The following is a 19881-nucleotide window of genomic DNA, read 5'->3' as shown; positions in this document are numbered from 1 at the left end:
GCCATACCCGTCTCGGAATCGGGCAGCAGATAGGACACCGCCGAAATACCAGCATGCTGATGGGGCGCAAAGGTCGGTGCGCTCATCCAGTAGTGGTCGACCCCGATGAAGGGTGAGATCAACTCTGCCTTGGTACGCAGACCGTAACCCCGGAAATGGACGCCCTGGTTGGCGCGATTAAGCTGGACGATAACAACAGACATGAAGGCAGCCTCTGGAGCGAGTGATGGCGTTCAACGCGCGATGATCGGTACGGCGTATGGGCTGCGTTGGTACGCCGTGCACGGAACCAAGCCGGTCAGCGTTCTGAAGTATTTGTTTTGCAGCACCATAAGGCTCGTCTGATTTATCTAATCACCAAAACATAAATGAGAGGTCCGGCACTGACTAGACGAGAAAATCACCAAGGACTGTTGTGCTCATGCACCAATCAAGGCGATAGGTTCGGAAGGGGATGACAAGCCATCGGCTATTGGGCGCTATGCCAGAATTGAAGACACGCTGGAGCAGCACCTGGACGGGTCTGGCGACATATACTCGACGATGTGCTGGAGCAAGACAGTCAAGTCGGCTCAAGTTGCTCGCGCAGAAACTCAATGAAACGTTGAGTCTTTGCCGGCAAAAGGCGGGTTTCAGTCAAGGCATACACCGGGATCGGATTAAGCTGCCATTGGGGTAGCACAGCTTGCAACGCGCCGTTGCGCAGGTCCTCAGCGGCAATGCCTTCGGGCAGCACGGCGATACCCAGATCCAGGGTCGCCAAACGCCGGAGCATTCCGACGCTATTGAGCTGAAACCGTCCCCCCACCTCGATCTCAATCACTTCACCTGATTGGGAGAGCTGCCACTTGCCAGCTTTTTTCAGTCGCAGGCATTCGTGGTTGAGCAACTCGGACGGGGCACTGGGCGCGCCATTGAGCTCCAGATAGCGAGGCGAGGCATATAGACGACGGGAGAGACTCGCCAGCTTGCGGGCAATCAGATTCGAATCAACCGGCTCCCCCATGCGGATCACCACATCGACGGGTTCGCTCATCAGGTCAACCTGGCGTGGTGTGAGGTCGAACTCAAAGTTGATACCAGGATACCGTCGGGCAAACTCGGCGATGAGCGGCGCCAGGTAAATATTGGCGAAATCCACCGGTAGCGACGCACGCAAAAGGCCGCTTGGATGCGCGAGCATTTCACCCAGTTGCTCGTGCGCCAGCCTCGCCTCCTCAACGATTCGCTTGCACCGGTCAAAGTACAACTGCCCCGCCTCGGTCAACTCGATCTTGCGCGTGGTGCGATGCAACAACCTCAAACCAATGGCCTTCTCAAGCACGCTGATGCGTCGTGACAAGGTCGAATTCGGCATTTCCATCGCTTCCGCAGCTCTGCGGAAGCTGCGGGCTTTGACGACCTCGACGAACAACGCCATGTCGTTCAGAAACTCCATACCGATTACTCCATCAGTGGATCAGTCATTTCAATTATCGCCAGTTTATCCCGTATTCAGTTTGATCAATGATAGCCACATCAGGTCCTGAAGAACCATGGATAGCCTTCGAAACCCTTCCACCCGCCTCAATCCCCAATCAGTACAGCGCCAGGTTCCGTTGACGGTTGTTGGCCCCCCGCAGGAGAGCGTCAACTGCATGAAAGACCTTAATGACCTTTATTATTTTGTACTGGTGGTCAAACATGGAGGGTTCTCGGCAGCGTCACGGGCAACGGGCATTGAAAAAACCTTGCTCAGTCGTCATGTCGCGCATCTGGAAAAGCGAATGGGAGCGAGACTGTTGCATCGCACCACCCGCCAGGTTTCACTGACCGAAGCGGGTCAGCATTTTTTTACGCTCAGCCAACCCGTTGTCGAAGGGGCGCACACCGCCTATGAAAGCGTGGAGCATCTGCAACGTGAACCCGTCGGCTTGGTACGGTTGAGCTGCCCCCAGGTCATGGCGCAAAGTTATCTGGCCCCCCTGCTACCGGGTTACATGGACAAATATCCGAGGGTGCGGCTTGAATTGAATGCGGTAGATCGAGCAGTCGACCTCTTTGAAGAGCGTTTCGACGTGGCCTTGCGATCACGCTCCCGGATTGAACAAACGGCTGGGTTGGTCGCCAAGGAATTGGAGGTTACCAGGCAGATCCTGGTGGCGAGCCCGCGCTTTCTTGATCGGGTGGGGCGGCCTGCCACTATCAAGGCCCTGTCAACAATCGAAACGATTTCACGCCCTGGTGACATCCAGGATGGCGTCGGTCGCTGGCTCCTGCACAGCTCATCCGATGAGGAGCTACTGCTCAGCCATCAGCCCCGCCTCATCTGCGATGATCTGCGCATGCAGTTGGAAGCCGCTGTCAATGGGTTGGGCGTGGCTTTGTTGCCGGAGCCCATTGCCGCCGCCTCGGTTCGCGCAAAGGCCTTGGAAGTCGTCACCCCCTCCTGGACCGGCGCGACACGAATCATCCATCTGCTCTACCCCAAGCCGAAGGGGATGTTGCCCTCGGTTCGCAGCCTGATCGACTACCTGAGCCTCCATTTGCCCCAAAGCCTCCAGGAACGAAGCATCATCATTGAAAGGGTCTCCTGATAAAGGTACCTGCGCCCCGCGCTTATGCGTTGCGCTCGGCGAGCACTACGCCTTGATGGCTAGATGCATTGTTCAATCAGCATGTTGTTTTCTCTTCTTTCGGGAATGTGTCACGGAGTCATGGCCATGAATGGGTCAGTTATTTTTAATAACCCGAGTTTGTCCCGAACCTGGCTTTATCAAAATTTCACCCATTCAAAAGTCCATGACGCACTCCCTCCCCAGCAGCCATAAGATTTCGTATACCATCTGCACAAATCATCTCGAACGATCAGAACCGTGGCCCTACCAAAACTCAACGCCCCCGATCTCGGCAATTCACCGTCGACCTCGGAAATCATCACCCGGCATCTGCGCGACGCTATCGTCGCCGGGCATTTCGCCGAGGACGAACCGATTCGCCAGGACGATATCGCCCGCCAGTTCAACGTCAGCAAGATTCCGGTGCGCGAAGCCCTCAAGCGCCTGGAGGCCGAAGGCCTGGTGATGTTCCAACGCAATCGCGGGGCAATGGTCACCCGGGTGTCCGATGCGGAACTGGCGCAGATGTTCGAAGTGCGCATGCTGCTGGAAGACAAGGTGCTGCGCCTGGCGATTCCGAACATGACCGAGGAAACCTTCGCCCGCGCCGAACGCATCTGCCAGGAATTTATCGGCGAAGATGACGTGGGCCGCTGGGCCGAGCTCAACTGGGAACTGCACGCCTGCCTCTACGAACCGGCGCAACGCCCATTTCTGGTGGGCCTGATCCGCTCGGTCAACGACAAGCTGGAACGCTACCTGCGCATGCAGATGAGCCTTTCCGCCGGCAAGGAGCGCGCCGACCACGAACACCGGGAAATTCTCGCGGCCTGTCGCGCCGGCAATGTGGACCTCGCGGTGAAACTGCTCGACGCGCATATCGCCGGCGTCTGCAAGACCCTGTTCGAACACTTGCCCCACAGCCACTGAGCAGCGCAATGCACTGTGCCAATTTCGTCATCGGCACCGGCTAAATCCCTCAAGCCGACACCCCCCTCCACAGGCCACTCTTCCCTTCACTTATCTGAACGGACGTGGCCCTCCCATGAAACGCATCAGCGTGATCGACTCCCACACCGGCGGCGAACCCACCCGCCTGGTGATCGCCGGTTTTCCTGACCTGGGCAACGGCAGCATGGCCGAGCGGCGCCAGCGCCTGGCCGAAGAACATGACCCGTGGCGCGCGGCCTGCGTGCTCGAACCCCGTGGCAGCGATGTGCTGGTCGGCGCGCTGCTCTGTGAACCGGTGGACCCGAATGCCTGTGCCGGGGTGATTTTCTTCAACAACAGCGGTTACCTCGGCATGTGCGGCCACGGCACCATCGGCCTGGTGGCCTCGCTGGCGCACCTGGGCAAGATCGGCCCCGGCACCCACAGCATCGAGACGCCAGTGGGCACGGTGCAGGCGACGTTGCACGAAGACCATTCGGTGAGCGTGCGTAATGTCCCCGCCTATCGTTACCAAAAAGCCCTGGCGCTGGAGGTACCGGGCATCGGCCAGGTTATTGGCGATGTCGCCTGGGGCGGCAACTGGTTTTTCCTGATCGCCGAGCATGGTCTGGACATTGCCGGCGACAATCTCGAGGCACTGACCGCCTATACCTTCGCCGTCCAGCAAGCCCTCGAGGCCCAGGGTATTCGTGGTGAAGATGGCGGGCTGATCGATCATATCGAGCTGTTCGCCGATGACCCGCGCGCCGACAGCCGCAACTTCGTCCTCTGTCCCGGCAAGGCCTACGACCGCTCCCCTTGCGGCACGGGCACCAGTGCCAAGCTGGCGTGCCTGGCGGCCGACGACAAATTGCAGCCGGGGCAGATCTGGCGTCAGGCCAGCGTTATCGGCAGTGAGTTCGAGGGCTCCTACGAACGACAGGGCGAACGCATTGTGCCAACCATTCGTGGCCGCGCCTTTATCAGCGCCGAAACCAGCCTGATCATCGAACAGGACGACCCGTTCGCCTGGGGCATTCGCCCGTGAACGTGGGCCGGGTGGCCGATGTGATCGTGATCGGCGCCGGCATCGTCGGCGCCGCCTGTGCCCAGGCGCTGGCCCGACGCGGCTTGCAGGTCCTGGTGCTGGATGCCGGCCTGCCCGGGGCGACGGCGGCGGGCATGGGCCATCTGCTGGTGCTCGACGACAACCCTGCCGAGCTGGCACTGAGTCAATACTCCCTGCAACGCTGGCGCGAAACGGCAGCGGAGCTACCCGACGGCTGCGCCTACCGCAGCAACGGTACCTTGTGGCTGGCGGCCAATGCCGAAGAAATGGCCGTCGCCCAAAGCAAATACCTGAACCTGCAGGCCCGGGGTGTGGCCTGCGAGTTGATCGGCAGCAGCGCCTTGCGCCAGCGCGAACCCGAATTGCGCGAAGGCCTGGAGGGCGGGTTGCTGATCAATGGCGACGGTATTCTCTATGCCCCGGCAACCGCCCGCTGGATGCTCGATACCGTGAATATTAGTCAACGCCGGGCACGGGTCAGTGAAGTCGAGGGCAACCGCGTGCGCCTCGATGACGGTCACTGGCTGAGCGCCGATGCCGTGATTCTGGCCAACGGCGTGCAGGCCAGCGAGCTGTGCCCGGAATTGCCGATCGTGGCGAAAAAAGGCCACTTGCTGATCACCGACCGCTACCCCGGCAAAGTCACCCATACCCTGGTGGAACTGGGTTATGTCACCAGCGCCCACAACGCCAGTGGCCCTTCGGTTGCCTGCAATATCCAGCCACGCCCGACCGGGCAGCTGTTTATCGGCGCCTCGCGGCAATTCGGCACCACTGACCCGCAGGTCGAAGGCTGGATGCTCGCCAGGATGCTCAGACGTGCCACCGAATACATGCCCGGGCTGGCGCAACTCAATGGCATCCGCGCCTGGACCGGCTTTCGCGCCGCCAGCCCCGACGGCTTGCCGCTGGTGGGCCAGCACCCGCAACGGCAAGGCTTGTGGCTCGCCGTCGGTCACGAAGGCCTGGGGGTCACCACGGCACCCGGCACCGCCGACCTGCTGGTGGCGCAACTGTTCGACGAAACACCCGCGCTGGCCGCACAACCTTATTTGCCACAACGTTTTCTCGGGGAGCCTGTTTATGCCTGAATTGATGCTGGACGGCCGTGCCCTGAAAGTTGCCGAAGGCACCAGCGTCGCCGCAGCACTGGCCCTGGCCGGTGACGGCTGCACGCGAACCGCAGTCAGTGGCCAACGCCGCGCACCGTTGTGCGGCATGGGCATTTGCCAGGAATGCCGGGTGAACATCGACGGCCGCCGGCGCCTCGCCTGCCAAACGCTGTGCCGTGACGGCATGCAGGTGGAGACCCACCCATGAGCGACTACGCCGATCTGCTGATCATCGGTGCCGGCCCCGCCGGCATGGCCGCCGCACTCGCCGCCGCGCCAAGCGCCGCGCGTATCGTGATCCTCGACGACAACCCTCTGCCGGGCGGACAGATCTGGCGCGACGGGCCCCAGGCCAAGCTACCGAACCAGGCCCGTCGTCTGCGTGAGCAACTGGAGCGTTGCGGCAATATCCAGCGCCATGCCAGCACCCGGGTGATCGCCTGTGTCGGGCCGAAACAGCTGCTGCTCGAGGATGATGAGCGCGGTTGGATCATCCGTTACGACAAACTGATCTTGTGTACCGGCGCCCGTGAGTTGCTGCTGCCCTTCCCGGGCTGGACCTTGCCCGGCGTGACCGGCGTCGGCGGACTCCAGGCGCTGATCAAGGGCGGTCTGCCGGTGCGAGAGGAGCGTCTGGTGATTGCCGGCAGCGGCCCCTTGCTGCTGGCCAGCGCCGCGACGGCCAAGCACAACGGCGCCCGGGTGCTGCGTATCGCTGAGCAGGCAAGCACCAGCGCCATCGCCGGCTTTGCCGCGCAGTTGCCGCGCTGGCCGGACAAACTGCTGCAGTCGTTCAGCCTGTTCGACCCTCATTATCGAACCGGCAGCCATGTACTCGCCGCCCTGGGCAGCGACCGACTGGAAGGCGTACGCCTGCAACAGCAGGGTAAAATCGTCGAGCTGGCCTGCGATCGCCTGGCCTGCGGCTTCGGCCTGATCCCCAACACGCAGCTCGGCCAGGCGCTGGGCTACGCACTCGATGGCCAGGCACTGGCGGTCGATACCTGGCAAGCCGGCAGCCGCGTCGATCACTATGCGGCAGGCGAATGCAGCGGTTTTGGCGGCAGTGAACTGGCCTTGGTCGAAGGCGCGATTGCCGGGCACGCGGCGGTTGGTGAGCGTCCGCAGGCCCAGGCGTTATGGCCGCTGCGGGCACGCTGGCAGGGTTTTGCCAAGGTCTTGAACCATGCCTTCCGCCTCAAGCCACAACTCAAGTCGCTGGCCCAGGCCGACACCCTGGTGTGTCGCTGCGAGGATGTGCCTTACTCCGCACTGGTAACGCACAGCGACTGGCGCGAAGCCAAACTGGCCAGCCGCTGCGGGATGGGCGCCTGCCAGGGCCGGATCTGTGGCGCCGCCGTGCAGCAGCTGTTCGGTTGGCAACCCTCGGTACCGCGCCCGCCCTTCAGCCCGGCGCGGATCGAGACCTTGCTGTGCCTGGACGTCTCGCCGCCGGCCTGAATGCCGGCCCGGGGCTTCCGGGCCCGGCGCCGAGCCTCTATGATCGGCAAGATCGCCCCCAGACTGCCAACGCCATGTACGCCTCGCTCAGCCACTTCAAACCCTGCGACCTGCCGACCCTGCTGAGCAGTTTGCAGCCGCTGGCGCCGCTGCTCGATAGCCTGCCGGACGTGGTGTTTTTCATCAAGGACTGCGAGGCCCGCTACGCTTTCGTCAACCAGACCCTGGCGCGGCGCTGTGGCTTCAAGGCAAGTGCCGAGCTGCTCGGGCGCACCGCCGACATGGTCTTCCCGGAACGCTTCGGCCCGCTCTACACCGCGCAGGACCGCCGGGTATTGTCGAGCGGCCGCGAGCTGGCCGACCAACTCGAACTGCACCTCTATTACGGCAACCAGCCGATCTGGTGCCTGACCCACAAACTCGCGCTGCACGACCTGCAAGGGCGTATCGTCGGCCTCGCCGGCATCTCCCGCGATTTGCAACTGCCGCAGTCCAGTCATCCGGCGTTCCCCAAACTCGCCGCGGTGGATGCCCATATCCGCAGCCACTTCGCCCGGCCCATCAGCCTTGCCGAGTTGACGGCGATTGCCGGGTTTTCCGTCGCGCAACTGGAACGCCATTGCAAGCGGGTGTTCCAGCTCACCCCGCGGCAAATGATTCACAAGGCACGCCTGGAAGAATCCTCGCGGCTGTTACTCGACACCGATTTGCCGATCACCGAAATCGCCCTGCGCTGCGGTTACACCGACCACAGCGCTTTCAGCCGACAGTTCCGCGCCCTGACCAGCCTCGCCCCCAGCCAGTATCGCGACAGCCGTCGCTGAGCCTCCCATCCCCTTGAAACCCACAACACTGTTATGTGGTGTCACTGTGGGAGCGGAGCTTGCCCGCGAAGCTTTTGGCGGCCTCAAGGGCCTCTTCGCGGGCAAGCTCCGCTCCCACAATGACCGAGTCAATGATCGAGTCGGCGCTGGCTGAAGGCGGTGTTCCTTTAAAGGGCGTTGCCGCGAAAACATGCTCCCTTCTGTAACACCCTCTCACCCCTTATCAGCGAACGCCTGAGCCCTCGCCCCCCGGCAACCCCTCTAACCCGAGGACCCACGAAGAATTCATGTCCTGACATTGAAACAGGCACATTCATTGCTAACATAATATCGTATACGAAATTCCTAATACGGCAACCAACACCACTCACCGATAACGAGGTCTCCATGAAAAATCCCGTTTTTGCCGCAGCGCTCAGTGTGGTTCTCAGTTCATCCTTTATTGCCACGGCCCAGGCCGACAAGCTCGACGACATCATTGGCTCGGGCAAGCTGCGTTGCGCCGTGACCCTGGACTTCCCGCCGATGGGCTCACGCGATGAGAGCAACAAGCCGGTGGGCTTTGACGTCGACTACTGCAACGACCTGGCAAAAGTCCTCGGGGTCGATGCGGAGATCGTCGAGACGCCGTTTCCGGACCGGATTCCGGCACTGGTCTCGGGTCGTGCCGACGTGATCGTCGCCTCCACCTCCGACACCCTCGAACGGGCCAAGACCGTTGGCCTGTCCCTGCCCTACTTCGCCTTCCAGATGGTGGTCCTGACCCGCAGCGACACCGGTGTCACCAAGTACGAAGACCTCAAGGGCAAGCCGGTCGGCAACACCAGCGGCACCTTTGAAGCCCTCGCCCTGGAAAAAGACCAGAAGAGCTGGGGCACCGGCAGCTTCCGCGCCTATCAATCGCAGAACGACACCATCCTGGCCGTCGCCCAGGGTCATATCGACGCCACCGTCGTCACCAACACCGTGGCAGCCGCTACGCTTAAATCAGGCAAATACAAGAACCTCAAGGTCGCCGGCAACGCGCCCTACGTGATCGACTACGTCTCGCTGGGGGCCAAGCGCAACGAGTACGGTCTGATCAACTACCTCAACCTGTTCATCAACCAACAGGTGCGTACCGGACGTTACAAGGAGCTGTTCGTCAAATGGGTCGGGACCGAGATTCCCCCGACCGACCTGACCGTGCCCCACGTCTACTACTGAGGAAACCTGAATGCCCAGCACGCCCACTTCCCTGCCAGGACGCAGCCTGGTCGAGGGGACCGCCCAAGGTCCCTTGCTGTTCGCCGATGTCGGCCTGAGTTTCTGGGGCGGAGTCGATCCGTTCAGTGGCGAGGTGATCGACCGCCATCACCCCCTCAGCGGCGAACACCTGGCCGGCCGCGTGCTGGCGCTACCCAGCGGGCGCGGCTCCTGTACCGGCAGCAGCGTCATGATGGAGTTGATCAGCAACGGTCATGCGCCGGCGGCGCTGGTGCTGGCCGAACCGGATGAAATCCTGACCCTCGGCGTGCTGGTGGCCCAGGTGATTTTCGAGCGTTCCCTGCCGGTGCTGTGCATCGGCCAGGAGGCCTTTGCCGCCTTGCGCGGCAAGGCCTTTGCCAGGGTCGAAGGCGCCAGCCTGAAACTCTTCGACGCACCACCCGCCGATCACTGGCAGGCACCGGCCCTGCCGGTGCAGGCCCGACCTGCGACCCGCAGCGTCGAACTCGGCGAACACGACCTGGCCCTGCTCGACGGCCAGTATGGCAAGGCCGCCCAGGTGGCCATGCAAATCATCCTGCAAATGGCCGAGCTGCAAGGCGCCCCCGCCTTGCTGGACGTGACCCAGGCGCATATCGATGGCTGCATCTATACGGGACCTGCGAGCCTGCGCTTTGCCGAACAACTGGTGCAATGGGGCGCGCGCGTCCGCGTCCCGACCACCCTCAATTCCATTTCCGTGGACCAGCGCCGCTGGCGCGAGTTGGGTGTCGACCCCGCCCTCGGCGTGCCCGCCAGTGCCCTGGGCGATGCCTATATGGCGATGGGCGCGCAGCTCAGTTTCACCTGCGCGCCGTACTTGCTCGACAGCGCGCCGAAGGCCGGCGAACAGATCGTCTGGGCCGAATCCAACGCCGTGGTCTACGCCAACAGCGTGCTCGGCGCCCGCACCCTGAAGTACCCCGATTACCTGGATATCTGCATTGCCCTGACCGGGCGCGCGCCGTTGATCGGCTGCCATCTGGACGCCCAGCGCAAGGCCCGGCTGCAAATCGAGCTGCCCGCCCTGGGTGAACTGGACGATTCGTTCTACCCGCTGCTCGGGTATCACATCGGTGCCCTGGCCGGCAGCCGGATTCCCCTGGTGCTCGGGCTGGAACAGCGCCAGCCGAGCCTGGACGACCTGAAAGCCTTCGGTGCGGCCTTCGCCACCACCTCCGCGGCGCCGCTGTTTCATATCGCCGGGGTGACCCCGGAGGCCCTCGACCCGGCCCAGGTGCTGGACGCGGATGTCGCGCTACCGGTGGAAAAAATCCGCCTGGCGGACCTGCTGCTCAGTTGGCGTGAACTCAACAGTGCTGGTGATCCGCGAGTGGAGGTGGTGTCGCTGGGCAACCCGCATTTTTCTCTCAGCGAATTTGCCCATCTGGCCCGTCTCTGCCGGGGTCGGCACAAGCACCCCGATGTGGTCCTCGCCATCACCTGCGGCCGCGCGGTCCTGGAACAGGCGCGCGCCGCCGGGCATATCGCCGTGATCGAAGCCTTCGGCGCCACCCTGGTGACCGACACCTGCTGGTGCATGCTCGGCGAACCGGTGATCCCGCCGGCCGCCACCACCTTGATGACCAACTCGGGCAAATACGCCCATTACGCCCCCGGGCTGGTGGGCCGCAAGGTGCACTTCGCCAGCCTCGCCGAATGTGTCGACGCCGCCTGCAGCGCCAATGCCAGCGGGCGTTTGCCGGCCTGGTTGGCGCCTGCCGCCTCGCTGGAGAATCTCGCGCATGTTTGATTACACCTTCCAATGGCGCGCGGCCCTGCGCGCCCTGCCGGACATGCTCGGCGGCGCCCTGGTCACCTTCGAGACCGCCGCCTTGTCGATGATCTTCGGGGTGCTGATCGCCCTGGCCCTGACCGTGATGCGCGAAACCAGAAATCCGCTGCTACGCGGTATCGGTAACGGCTGGGTGTCGATTGCCCGCAACACGCCTTCGCTGTTCCAGATCTACATCCTCTACTTCGGCCTCGGTTCGCTGGACCTGCATGTCAGCTCATGGTTCGCGCTGCTGGCCGGGATCACCTTCAACAACGCCGGTTATCTCGCGGAAAACTTTCGCGGCGGCCTCAAGGCGGTGCCCGACACGCAAGTACGCGCGGCGCGCTCCCTGGGCATGAGCGCCTTCCAGGCCTACCGGATGATCATCGTCCCGCAACTGTTGCGCATCGTCTTCTATCCGCTGAGCAATCAGATGGTCTGGGCGGTATTGATGACCTCGCTGGGGGTGGTGGTCGGACTGAACAATGACCTTACCGGCGTGACCCAGGAGTACAACGTCAAGACCTTCCGTACCTTCGAGTTCTTCGCCATTGCAGCGGTGCTGTATTACCTGATTGCCAAGGCGATCGTCGCGGCAGCCCGGCTGATGGCCTGGCGACTGTTCCGCTACTGAGGAGGTGACATGTTTTCCACCAGTTTTTCCTGGAACGACCTGCTGTTCCTGCTCAACGGCGCCTGGATCACCCTGCAACTGACATTCTGGGCGATCCTCCTCGGCTCTGTCGCCGGGCTGCTGTTCGGCTTGTTGCGGGCGTTGTTGCCACGCGCCAGCCTGCCCCTGGCCTGGGTGCTCGATGCGTTTCGCAGCGTGCCGTTGCTGATCCAGTTCGTGTTGTTCAATTCGCTGAAAAGCATCGTCGGCCTGAACATCAGCGCCTTCAGCGTCGGCTGCATCGTGCTCGGGGTCTACACCGCCGCGTACTTCACCGAGATCGTCCGCGGTGGCGTGCTGTCGGTGCCGCTGACCCTGCGCCGGGCCAGTCGCTCGCTGGGCCTGAGCTTTTACCAGGACCTGCGCTGGATCGTCCTGCCGATGGCCTCGCGAGTGGCCTTCCCCGGCTGGCTGAACCTGGTACTCGGGGTGATGAAAGACACCGCGCTGGTGATGTGGATCGGCATCGTCGAACTGCTGCGCGCCTCGCAAACCATCGTTACGCGCATCCAGGAACCGCTGCTGGTGCTGTGCATCGCGGGCCTTATCTACTACGTCATGAGCCTGGTGGTCGCTCGCCTCGGCGCTCGTCTGGAAAGAAGGTGGCAAGAAAATGATTGAGATCGACAACGTACACAAATCCTTCGGCGACCTGGAAGTGGTCAAGGGCGTCAGCCTGACGGTGAACAAGGGCGAGGTGGTGTCGATTATCGGCGGCTCCGGCTCGGGCAAGTCGACCCTGCTGATGTGCATCAACGGCCTGGAATCGATTCACAAGGGCAGCGTGCGTGTCGACGGCATCGAGGTCCACGACAAAGGCACCGACCTCAATCGCCTGCGCCAGAGGATCGGCATCGTGTTCCAGCAGTGGAACGCCTTCCCGCACCTGACCGTGCTGGAGAACGTGATGCTGGCGCCGCGCAAGGTCCTCGGCAAAAGCAAGCAGGACGCCGAGGAACTGGCGGTCCGGCAACTGACCCACGTGGGCCTGGGCGACAAGCTCAAGACCTTCCCCGGCAAGCTCTCCGGCGGCCAGCAACAGCGCATGGCGATTGCCCGCGCTTTGGCCATGTCGCCGGACTATATGCTGTTCGACGAGGCCACCTCGGCCCTCGACCCGCAACTGGTGGGCGAGGTGCTGGACACCATGCGCATGCTCGCCGAAGACGGCATGACCATGGTCCTGGTGACCCATGAAATCCGCTTCGCCCGGGATGTCTCGGACCGCGTGGCGTTCTTTCGCAACGGCCTGGTGCACGAGATCGGCGCGCCCGACCAGGTCATCGGCAATCCCGTGCAGCCGGAAACGGCGGCGTTCCTCAAGTCCGTGAAATAAACATGATCCCTAAATGAAACGTGCTCCTGTAGGAGCCAGCTTGCTGGCGATGAACGTCGCCACGGCGCGATCAGTCTGATGCCCCGCGTTATCGTTGACGACCATCGCCAGCAAGCTGGCTCCTACAAGGTCCGCGGCCAGTCACACAAGGAGTATGCAATGCGTTCTTCGAAAATCGTTCATGTGGTCAGCTGCCACGCCGAAGGTGAAGTCGGCGATGTGATTGTCGGCGGCGTCGCCCCGCCACCCGGGGCCAGCGTGTGGGAGCAGTCGCGCTGGATCGCCGAGGATCAAACCCTGCGCAACTTCGTCCTCAACGAGCCGCGCGGCGGGGTGTTCCGCCACGTCAACCTGCTGGTGCCGGCCAAGGACCCGCGGGCGCAGATGGCCTGGATTATCATGGAGCCGGCCGATACCCCGCCGATGTCCGGGTCCAACTCGCTGTGCGTGGCCACCGTGCTGCTCGACAGCGGCATCCTGCCCATGACAGAACCACAGACCCGATTGGTGCTTGAGGCGCCAGGTGGATTGATCGAAGCGGTAGCCGAATGCAAGGACGGCAAGGTCCAGCGGGTGGAAATCAAGAACGTGCCGTCGTTCGCCGACCGCCTCGACGCCTGGATCGAAGTCGAGGGCCTGGGCTCGATCCAGGTCGACACCGCCTATGGCGGCGACAGCTTCGCCATTGTCGATGCCCAACAACTGGGGTTTGCCATTCGGCCCGACGAAGCCAGGGACCTGGTCGCGATCGGCCTGAAGATCACCCGCGCCGCCAACGAGCAACTGGGCTTCGTCCACCCGCTGAACCCGGACTGGTCGCATATCTCCTTCTGCCAGATCGCCGCCCCGCTGGTCTACGAGAACGGCGTCGCCAGTGGCGCCAACGCCGTGGTGATCCGCCCCGGCAAGATCGACCGCTCGCCCTGTGGCACCGGTTGTTCGGCGCGCATGGCGGTGTTGCAGGCCAAGGGCCTGCTACAGGTCGGCGAACGCTTTATCGGGCGCTCGATCATCGGCTCGGAATTCCATTGCCGCATCGACTCCCTCACCGAAGTGGCCGGACGTCCGGCGATCTATCCGTGCCTGTCCGGGCGGGCCTGGATCACCGGCACCCATCAATTGCTGCTCGACCCGAGCGACCCCTGGCCACAAGGCTACCGGTTGTCGGACACCTGGCCCGGTGCCTGAGCGCCAACGCCACCGCCACCGCCAGACGGCTGATTGAGACAAACCGACGGCGCCATGACGGTGCCCAGCGAAAAAACACTGGTCTAATCTTTTCACTTAAAATATCGTATACGAAATACGTTAAACCACTGGAGTGCATCATGAGCAAACGCATCAACTGGAGCGGCGTCTTCCCGGCGGTCACCACTCAATTCAACGACGATTTCTCCATCAACCTGGAAAAAACCCACCAGGTGATTTCCAACGTGATCCGTGATGGCGTCTCCGGCCTGGTGGTCTGCGGTTCGGTGGGGGAAAACACCTCGCTGAGCGCCGAAGAAAAGATCGCCGTGACCGAAGTCGCGGTGGATGCCTCGCGCGGACGTGTGCCGGTGATCTGCGGCGTCGCCGAGTTCACCAGCGTGCAGGCGGCCAAGGTGGCCAACGCCGTGCGTAAGGCCGGGGTCGACGGCGTGATGCTGATGCCGGCGCTGGTCTACGGCTCCAAGCCGTTCGAGACCGCCGAGCACTACCGCTACGTGGCGAAGAACGCCGACGTGCCGCTGATGGTCTACAACAACCCGCCGATCTACAAAAACGACGTGACCCCGGACATCCTGATTTCCCTGGCCGACTGCGACAACGTGGTGTGCTTCAAGGACTCCTCCGGCGACACCCGGCGTTTCATCGACGTGCGCAATGAAGTCGGCGACCGTTTTGTGCTGTTCGCCGGCCTCGACGATGTGGTGCTGGAAAGCATTGCGGTGGGCGCCGAAGGCTGGGTCTCGGGCATGTCCAACGTGTTCCCGGTCGAGGGCGAAACCATCTTCCGCCTGGCCAAGGCCGGGCGCTTCGCCGAAGCCATGCCGATCTACGAATGGCTGATGCCGATCCTGCACCTCGACGCCCGTGCCGACCTGGTGCAGTGCATCAAGTTGTGCGAAGCCATTGCCGGTCGCGGCAGCGCTCTGACCCGTCCACCACGCCTGGCCCTGCCGGAAGCCGATCGACTGTTCGTCGAGCGGATCATGGCCAAGGCCCTGGCCAATCGTCCGCACTTGCCGGACGTCGGTCTCTGAGTTTTTTCCGACAGGAGTGTTCCATGTCCGAGATCATCGGCCACAACTACATCGGCGGTGCGCGCAGCGCCGCCGGCACTATCACCCTGCGCAGCCATGACGCCAGCAGCGGTGAGCCCCTGCCCTTCGTTTTCACCCAGGCCACCACTGGGGAAGTAGACGCCGCCGCCCAGGCTGCCGCGTCTGCCTACCCGGCGTTCCGTGCGCTGTCGGCCAACCGACGCGCGGAGTTTCTCGAGGCCATCGCCGCGCAACTGGATGCCCTGGATGATGACTTCATCGCCCAGGTCACCCGGGAGACCGCCCTGCCCACCGGCCGTATCCAGGGCGAACGCGCGCGCACCAGCGGCCAGCTGCGCCTGTTCGCGCAAGTGCTGCGCCGCGGTGATTTCTATGGCGCGCGCATCGACCGCGCGCTACCCGAGCGCCAGCCGCTGCCCAGGGTCGATCTGCGCCAGTACCGGATCGGCGTCGGCCCGGTCGCGGTGTTCGGCGCGAGCAATTTCCCGCTGGCCTTCTCCACCGCCGGCGGCGATACCGCGGCCGCCCTGGCCGCCGGTTGCCCAGTGGTGTTCAAAGCCCACAGTGGGCATATGGCGACCGCCGAACGGGTGGCTGATGCAATCATCCGCGCCGCCGAGCAAACCGACATGCCCAAAGGCGTGTTCAACATGATCTACGGCGCCGGTGTCGGTGAAGCCCTGGTCAAGCACCCGGCGATCCAGGCCGTCGGTTTCACCGGTTCGCTGGCGGGCGGCCGCGCGCTCTGCGATATGGCCGCCGCGCGGCCACAGCCGATTCCGGTGTTCGCCGAAATGAGCAGCATCAATCCGGTGCTGGTGTTGCCCGAAGCCTTGCAAGTGCGCGGCGAGAAAATCGCCCGTGAGCTGGTGGCTTCGGTGGTGCAGGGTTGCGGTCAGTTCTGTACCCATCCGGGCCTGGTGCTCGGTATCGCTTCGCCAAGGTTCACCGCGTTCACCGCTCTGCTCAGTGCCTTGATGAACGAACAAGCGGCGCAAACCATGCTCAACGCCGGCACGCTGCGCAGCTACGGCAATGGCGTGCAGGCCCTGCTCGATCATTCCGGCATCAGCCATCTGGCCGGCAAGGCTCAGCTAGGGCACCAGGCACAGCCGCAACTGTTCAAGGCCGATGTCCGCCTGCTGCTCAACGGCGATCCGCTGTTACAGGAAGAAGTCTTCGGCCCCACCACCGTCCTTGTTGAAGTGGCCGACCAGGCCGAGCTGCAACAAGCGCTACGGAGCTTGCACGGTCAACTCACGGCCACGCTGATTGCCGAAGCCGGCGATCTGCAAAACCACGCGGAGCTGCTGCCACTGCTGGAACAAAAGGTCGGCCGGGTGCTGTTCAACGGCTATCCGACCGGGGTCGAAGTCGGCGATGCCATGGTCCACGGCGGGCCGTATCCGGCCACTTCCGATGCCCGGGGCACGTCGGTTGGCAGCCTGGCCATCGAGCGCTTTCTGCGCCCGGTGTGCTACCAGAACTGCCCGGACGCCTTACTCCCCGAAGCACTGCAAAATGCCAACCCGCTGGGTATCAATCGCCTGGTGGACGGCACCAGCCTGCGCGCACCACTGTAAAAAACAGCGCCATCGGCTGGACCGATGGCGCCCTCCTTCACTCAGCCCAGCAGCGCTTTCAGATCGTTGTACAGCGCCTCGGGGATCCGTACCCCCTCCACCAGGCTACGCGCTCGCGCCGCATACCGCCGTTGCGACGGCAAGCGGGCGCCCTGCCCCTGGATATTGTCGAACAGGGTTTCGGCACGGGCCAGGTGTTGCTCGCTGGCCGCACCGAGAAAACGCTGCGGATCGAACGCGATGATCAGTTCGCCATGGTACGGCGACGACTTGCTACCGGCGTCATGGGCCAGCGACTCGGCACTGGTCAGGTCACCGATCAAAGGCCCGGCGATCAGTTCCACCATGGCCGCCAACGCCGAGCCCTTGTGCCCGCCGAACGTCAACATCGCGCCGCTATCGAGCACCACATTCGCATCGGTACTCGGCTGTCCCTGGGCATCCACGCCCCAGCCTTCGGGGATCGCCTTGCCGGCACGGCGGTGCAACTCGATCTCGCCACGCGCCGTCGCGCTGGTGGCGAAGTCGAAGACAAAGGGATCGTGGCCCGGGCGCGGCCAGCCGAAGGCAATGGGATTGGTGCCGAACACCGGCTGGCTCCCGCCCGCCGGCGCGACCCAGGCATGGCTGGGCGTGCAGGCCAGGGCCACGAGGCCGGCCGCGGTCAGTTGCTCGATCTCGACCCACAGCGCGGAGAAATGCACACAGCGATTGATCGCCAACGCGGCGATCCCGTTGGCCCGGGCTTTCTCCCGCAGCAACGGCAGGCCCGCCTGGAACGCCAATTGGGAAAAACCACCTGCCGCATCGACACGCACGATCGAAGGCGCCTGGTCGATGACCCGCGGCAGGGCATCGGCGACTACCTTGCCGGCCCTGAGGGAATTCACACAGCCCAGCACCCGGTACAGGCCATGGGAGGCACAGCCATCGCGCTCGCCGGCAAGCACCGTGTCGGTGACCGCGCGGGCGTGAGCGAGGTTGAAACCGTTATGCAGCAAGATCGATTCGGCCAGCTCGCGAGCTTCAGCCAGGGACAGTCGGATCATCGTCAACTCCTCGAACAGACGCTCCAGACTGGCCTATTCGCGGACTCGCGGCTTGATCGCTTTAGCCCGGCTCGATGACGAATTCGGCATACCGCCGATGCCCGCAAAAAAGCCTTGCACAGATGGTATTACGGTATACCATAATACCTGAAAATCTATAAATCCGCTTCAGCCATCCGAGGACCGTGCAATGATCGATGCCGCCATCTACAAACAAGTCATGGGCTCGTTCCCGTCCGGGGTTACCGTAATCACCACCCTGGATGACGATGGCCAAGTGGTAGGCCTCACCGCCAGCGCCTTCAGTTCCCTGTCCATGGAGCCGGCCCTGGTGCTGTTCTGCCCCAACTACAGTTCCGACTCCTATCCGGTGCTGATCAGGAACAAGCGTTTCGCCATTCATGTGCTGTCCGGCGGGCAGCAGAACGAGGCCTACGCCTTCGCCCGCAAAGGCAAGGACAAGGCCCAGGGCATCCCGTGGACCTTGAGCGAACTGGGCAACCCACTATTGCCCAACGCCAGCGCCATCATCGAGTGCGAATTGTGGCGCGAGTATGAAGGCGGTGACCACGCGATCATGGTCGGTGCGGTGAAGAATCTGATTGTGCCGCGCCAGGACGCCGGCCCGATGATCTACTGCCACGGCAAGATGGGCGCCCTGCCCGTTCTCGCCTGAGCCCTGACGCCGACCGGCAAACGGTCCTTGCTTCACGGCAATAAACAGTATTATGGTATACCAACAATTCAGCAGTCAGACCTGCCGGCCAACAACAAATCCGAGGTAAGCGTCATGAAGTTTTCCCTCTTCATCCATATGGAGCGTTGGGACGAAAGTGTCAGTCATCGCCAGCTGTTCGAAGACCTGAGCGAACTGACCCTGCTGGCCGAGGCCGGCGGCTTCAGCACCGTCTGGATTGGCGAGCACCACGCCATGGAATACACCATTTCCCCGAGCCCGATGCCGCTGCTGGCGTATCTCGCGGCTAAAACCAGCACCATTCACCTCGGCGCCGGCACCATCATCGCGCCGTTCTGGCACCCGTTGCGGGTCGCCGGGGAATGCGCCCTGCTGGACGTGATCAGCAATGGCCGGATGGAAGTCGGCCTGGCCCGTGGCGCCTACCAGGTGGAGTTCGACCGCATGGCCGGCGGCATGCCGGCCTCCTCCGGCGGCCAGGCGCTACGGGAAATGGTTCCCGTGGTGCGCGCTCTGTGGCAGGGCGACTATGCCCATGATGGCGAGATCTGGAAATTTCCCACCTCCACCAGCGTGCCCAAGCCGATCCAAAAGCCCAACCCGCCGATGTGGATCGCCGCCCGCGACCCGGACTCGCACAACTTCGCCGTGGCCAATGGCTGCAATGTGATGGTCACGCCGCTGATGAAGGGCGACGAGGAAGTGCTGGACCTGAAGAACAAGTTCCAGGCCGCGTTGGACAACAACCCCGAGGTCCCGCGCCCGCAACTGATGGTGCTGCGCCACACCCACGTGCATGCGGTTGACGACCCTGACGGTTGGAAGGTCGGGGCCAGCGCGATCTCGAAATTCTATCGGACCTTCGACGCCTGGTTCGGCAACAAGCAGGTGCCGGTCAATGGCTTCCTGGCGCCGAGTCCGGAAGAGAAGTTCGCCGAGCGGCCTGAGTTCGCCCTGGAGAATATCCGCAAGAACACCATGATCGGCACACCGCAGGAAGTCATTGCGCGGATCCGTTATTACCAGGAACTGGGGGTCGACGAGTTCAGCTTCTGGTGCGACAACAGTCTGCCCCACAGCGAGAAGAAAAAGTCTCTGGAGCTGTTTATCCAACAGGTTGTGCCGGCGTTTCGCTGAGTCCTGGTCTCGACCGCAACGGTAGGAACAGGCGGTCGAGGCTCGATTGCGCGCGGTGAAGGTGACGCTGCAATGGGTGTCAGGTAGCCCGCGTTAGCGTTGACGACCATCGCCAGCACGCTCG

19 protein-coding genes and 1 pseudogene are annotated in these 19881 nt (G+C 63.0%); 17 read left to right on the top strand and 3 right to left on the bottom strand.

Going from position 1 to position 19881, the window contains the following annotated elements; genetic code table 11:
- Positions 1-203 (bottom strand): annotated as a pseudogene (locus tag AC07VG_RS11655) (pirin family protein); the annotation flags it as partial.
- Positions 204-562: 359 nt separating this feature from the next.
- Entirely contained in the window at positions 563-1438 is an 876-nt protein-coding gene (locus tag AC07VG_RS11650; protein ID WP_495021115.1) for a LysR family transcriptional regulator, read from the bottom strand.
- A gap of 199 nt (positions 1439-1637) precedes the next feature.
- Between AC07VG_RS11650 and AC07VG_RS11645 the strand changes: the two genes are divergently transcribed.
- The 15 genes from AC07VG_RS11645 (at position 1638) to AC07VG_RS11575 (ending at position 16874) form a co-directional block, all read left to right on the top strand.
- Entirely contained in the window at positions 1638-2576 is a 939-nt protein-coding gene (locus AC07VG_RS11645; RefSeq protein ID WP_495021114.1) for a LysR family transcriptional regulator, read from the top strand.
- A 279-nt stretch (positions 2577-2855) separates the two neighbouring features.
- The gene (locus AC07VG_RS11640; RefSeq protein WP_495001686.1) at positions 2856-3527 is read left to right on the top strand and encodes a GntR family transcriptional regulator; all 672 of its coding nucleotides are present in this window, start codon (positions 2856-2858) and stop codon (positions 3525-3527) included.
- 115 nt (positions 3528-3642) lie between these two features.
- Positions 3643-4575: a 4-hydroxyproline epimerase gene (locus AC07VG_RS11635; RefSeq protein WP_495001685.1), complete on the top strand. Its 933-nt coding sequence runs from the start codon at positions 3643-3645 to the stop codon at positions 4573-4575.
- The gene (locus tag AC07VG_RS11630; RefSeq protein ID WP_495021113.1) at positions 4572-5687 is read left to right on the top strand and encodes an NAD(P)/FAD-dependent oxidoreductase; all 1116 of its coding nucleotides are present in this window, start codon (positions 4572-4574) and stop codon (positions 5685-5687) included. The genes AC07VG_RS11635 and AC07VG_RS11630 overlap by 4 nt, the downstream gene beginning before the upstream one ends.
- Positions 5680-5916, top strand: a complete 237-nt coding sequence (locus AC07VG_RS11625; RefSeq protein ID WP_495001683.1) for a 2Fe-2S iron-sulfur cluster-binding protein — start codon at positions 5680-5682, stop codon at positions 5914-5916. Before AC07VG_RS11630 ends, AC07VG_RS11625 begins: the two co-directional genes overlap by 8 nt.
- On the top strand, positions 5913-7169 hold the full coding sequence (locus AC07VG_RS11620) for an FAD-dependent oxidoreductase (protein ID WP_495021112.1): 1257 nt from the start codon (positions 5913-5915) through the stop codon (positions 7167-7169). The genes AC07VG_RS11625 and AC07VG_RS11620 overlap by 4 nt, the downstream gene beginning before the upstream one ends.
- A gap of 74 nt (positions 7170-7243) precedes the next feature.
- Positions 7244-7993 carry an AraC family transcriptional regulator gene (locus AC07VG_RS11615; protein ID WP_495001681.1) on the top strand — a complete coding sequence of 250 codons (750 nt, stop codon included), beginning with the start codon at positions 7244-7246 and terminating at the stop codon, positions 7991-7993.
- A 387-nt stretch (positions 7994-8380) separates the two neighbouring features.
- The gene (locus tag AC07VG_RS11610) at positions 8381-9199 is read left to right on the top strand and encodes an ABC transporter substrate-binding protein (protein ID WP_495001680.1); all 819 of its coding nucleotides are present in this window, start codon (positions 8381-8383) and stop codon (positions 9197-9199) included.
- A gap of 10 nt (positions 9200-9209) precedes the next feature.
- Entirely contained in the window at positions 9210-10991 is a 1782-nt protein-coding gene (lhpI, locus tag AC07VG_RS11605) for a cis-3-hydroxy-L-proline dehydratase (protein ID WP_495021111.1), read from the top strand.
- Complete coding sequence (locus tag AC07VG_RS11600; RefSeq protein ID WP_495001678.1) at positions 10984-11649, top strand: amino acid ABC transporter permease; 666 nt, start codon at positions 10984-10986, stop codon at positions 11647-11649. The genes lhpI and AC07VG_RS11600 overlap by 8 nt, the downstream gene beginning before the upstream one ends.
- 9 nt (positions 11650-11658) lie before the next feature.
- On the top strand, positions 11659-12309 hold the full coding sequence (locus AC07VG_RS11595; RefSeq protein WP_495001677.1) for an amino acid ABC transporter permease: 651 nt from the start codon (positions 11659-11661) through the stop codon (positions 12307-12309).
- Positions 12302-13024, top strand: a complete 723-nt coding sequence (locus tag AC07VG_RS11590) for an amino acid ABC transporter ATP-binding protein (RefSeq protein WP_495001676.1) — start codon at positions 12302-12304, stop codon at positions 13022-13024. Before AC07VG_RS11595 ends, AC07VG_RS11590 begins: the two co-directional genes overlap by 8 nt.
- A 159-nt stretch (positions 13025-13183) precedes the next feature.
- Positions 13184-14212: a trans-3-hydroxy-L-proline dehydratase gene (locus tag AC07VG_RS11585; protein ID WP_495001675.1), complete on the top strand. Its 1029-nt coding sequence runs from the start codon at positions 13184-13186 to the stop codon at positions 14210-14212.
- A 140-nt stretch (positions 14213-14352) separates the two neighbouring features.
- The gene (locus tag AC07VG_RS11580; protein ID WP_495021110.1) at positions 14353-15270 is read left to right on the top strand and encodes a dihydrodipicolinate synthase family protein; all 918 of its coding nucleotides are present in this window, start codon (positions 14353-14355) and stop codon (positions 15268-15270) included.
- Between the two features lie 23 nt (positions 15271-15293).
- Positions 15294-16874, top strand: coding sequence for an aldehyde dehydrogenase (NADP(+)) (locus AC07VG_RS11575; RefSeq protein WP_495021109.1), 1581 nt, complete (start codon positions 15294-15296; stop codon positions 16872-16874).
- Between the two features lie 41 nt (positions 16875-16915).
- On the opposite strand, the gene AC07VG_RS11570 is transcribed toward AC07VG_RS11575, so the two are convergent.
- On the bottom strand, positions 16916-17923 hold the full coding sequence (locus tag AC07VG_RS11570; protein ID WP_495021108.1) for an Ldh family oxidoreductase: 1008 nt from the start codon (positions 17921-17923) through the stop codon (positions 16916-16918).
- Between the two features lie 190 nt (positions 17924-18113).
- Here AC07VG_RS11570 and AC07VG_RS11565 point away from each other — a divergent pair, with 190 nt between their 5' ends.
- The gene (locus AC07VG_RS11565) at positions 18114-18599 is read left to right on the top strand and encodes a flavin reductase family protein (RefSeq protein WP_495001671.1); all 486 of its coding nucleotides are present in this window, start codon (positions 18114-18116) and stop codon (positions 18597-18599) included.
- 114 nt (positions 18600-18713) lie between these two features.
- Positions 18714-19757: an LLM class flavin-dependent oxidoreductase gene (locus tag AC07VG_RS11560; protein ID WP_495001670.1), complete on the top strand. Its 1044-nt coding sequence runs from the start codon at positions 18714-18716 to the stop codon at positions 19755-19757.
- The last annotated feature ends 124 nt before the right edge of the window (positions 19758-19881 follow it).

This window comes from Pseudomonas sp. GW821-FHT03C07 (genome assembly GCF_059420925.1).
Note: the sequence above shows the minus strand (reverse complement) of the source record. Positions and strands in the feature narration are given on the sequence as shown.

Coding starts and splice junctions, on each gene's coding strand:
- AC07VG_RS11650 (WP_495021115.1), bottom strand. CDS start 1,438: ATGGAGTTTCTGAACGACATGGCGTTGTTCGTCGAGGTCGTCAAAGCC.
- AC07VG_RS11645 (WP_495021114.1), top strand. CDS start 1,638: ATGAAAGACCTTAATGACCTTTATTATTTTGTACTGGTGGTCAAACAT.
- AC07VG_RS11635 (WP_495001685.1), top strand. CDS start 3,643: ATGAAACGCATCAGCGTGATCGACTCCCACACCGGCGGCGAACCCACC.
- AC07VG_RS11625 (WP_495001683.1), top strand. CDS start 5,680: ATGCCTGAATTGATGCTGGACGGCCGTGCCCTGAAAGTTGCCGAAGGC.
- AC07VG_RS11620 (WP_495021112.1), top strand. CDS start 5,913: ATGAGCGACTACGCCGATCTGCTGATCATCGGTGCCGGCCCCGCCGGC.
- AC07VG_RS11615 (WP_495001681.1), top strand. CDS start 7,244: ATGTACGCCTCGCTCAGCCACTTCAAACCCTGCGACCTGCCGACCCTG.
- AC07VG_RS11610 (WP_495001680.1), top strand. CDS start 8,381: ATGAAAAATCCCGTTTTTGCCGCAGCGCTCAGTGTGGTTCTCAGTTCA.
- lhpI (WP_495021111.1), top strand. CDS start 9,210: ATGCCCAGCACGCCCACTTCCCTGCCAGGACGCAGCCTGGTCGAGGGG.
- AC07VG_RS11600 (WP_495001678.1), top strand. CDS start 10,984: ATGTTTGATTACACCTTCCAATGGCGCGCGGCCCTGCGCGCCCTGCCG.
- AC07VG_RS11595 (WP_495001677.1), top strand. CDS start 11,659: ATGTTTTCCACCAGTTTTTCCTGGAACGACCTGCTGTTCCTGCTCAAC.
- AC07VG_RS11590 (WP_495001676.1), top strand. CDS start 12,302: ATGATTGAGATCGACAACGTACACAAATCCTTCGGCGACCTGGAAGTG.
- AC07VG_RS11585 (WP_495001675.1), top strand. CDS start 13,184: ATGCGTTCTTCGAAAATCGTTCATGTGGTCAGCTGCCACGCCGAAGGT.
- AC07VG_RS11580 (WP_495021110.1), top strand. CDS start 14,353: ATGAGCAAACGCATCAACTGGAGCGGCGTCTTCCCGGCGGTCACCACT.
- AC07VG_RS11575 (WP_495021109.1), top strand. CDS start 15,294: ATGTCCGAGATCATCGGCCACAACTACATCGGCGGTGCGCGCAGCGCC.
- AC07VG_RS11570 (WP_495021108.1), bottom strand. CDS start 17,923: ATGATCCGACTGTCCCTGGCTGAAGCTCGCGAGCTGGCCGAATCGATC.
- AC07VG_RS11565 (WP_495001671.1), top strand. CDS start 18,114: ATGATCGATGCCGCCATCTACAAACAAGTCATGGGCTCGTTCCCGTCC.
- AC07VG_RS11560 (WP_495001670.1), top strand. CDS start 18,714: ATGAAGTTTTCCCTCTTCATCCATATGGAGCGTTGGGACGAAAGTGTC.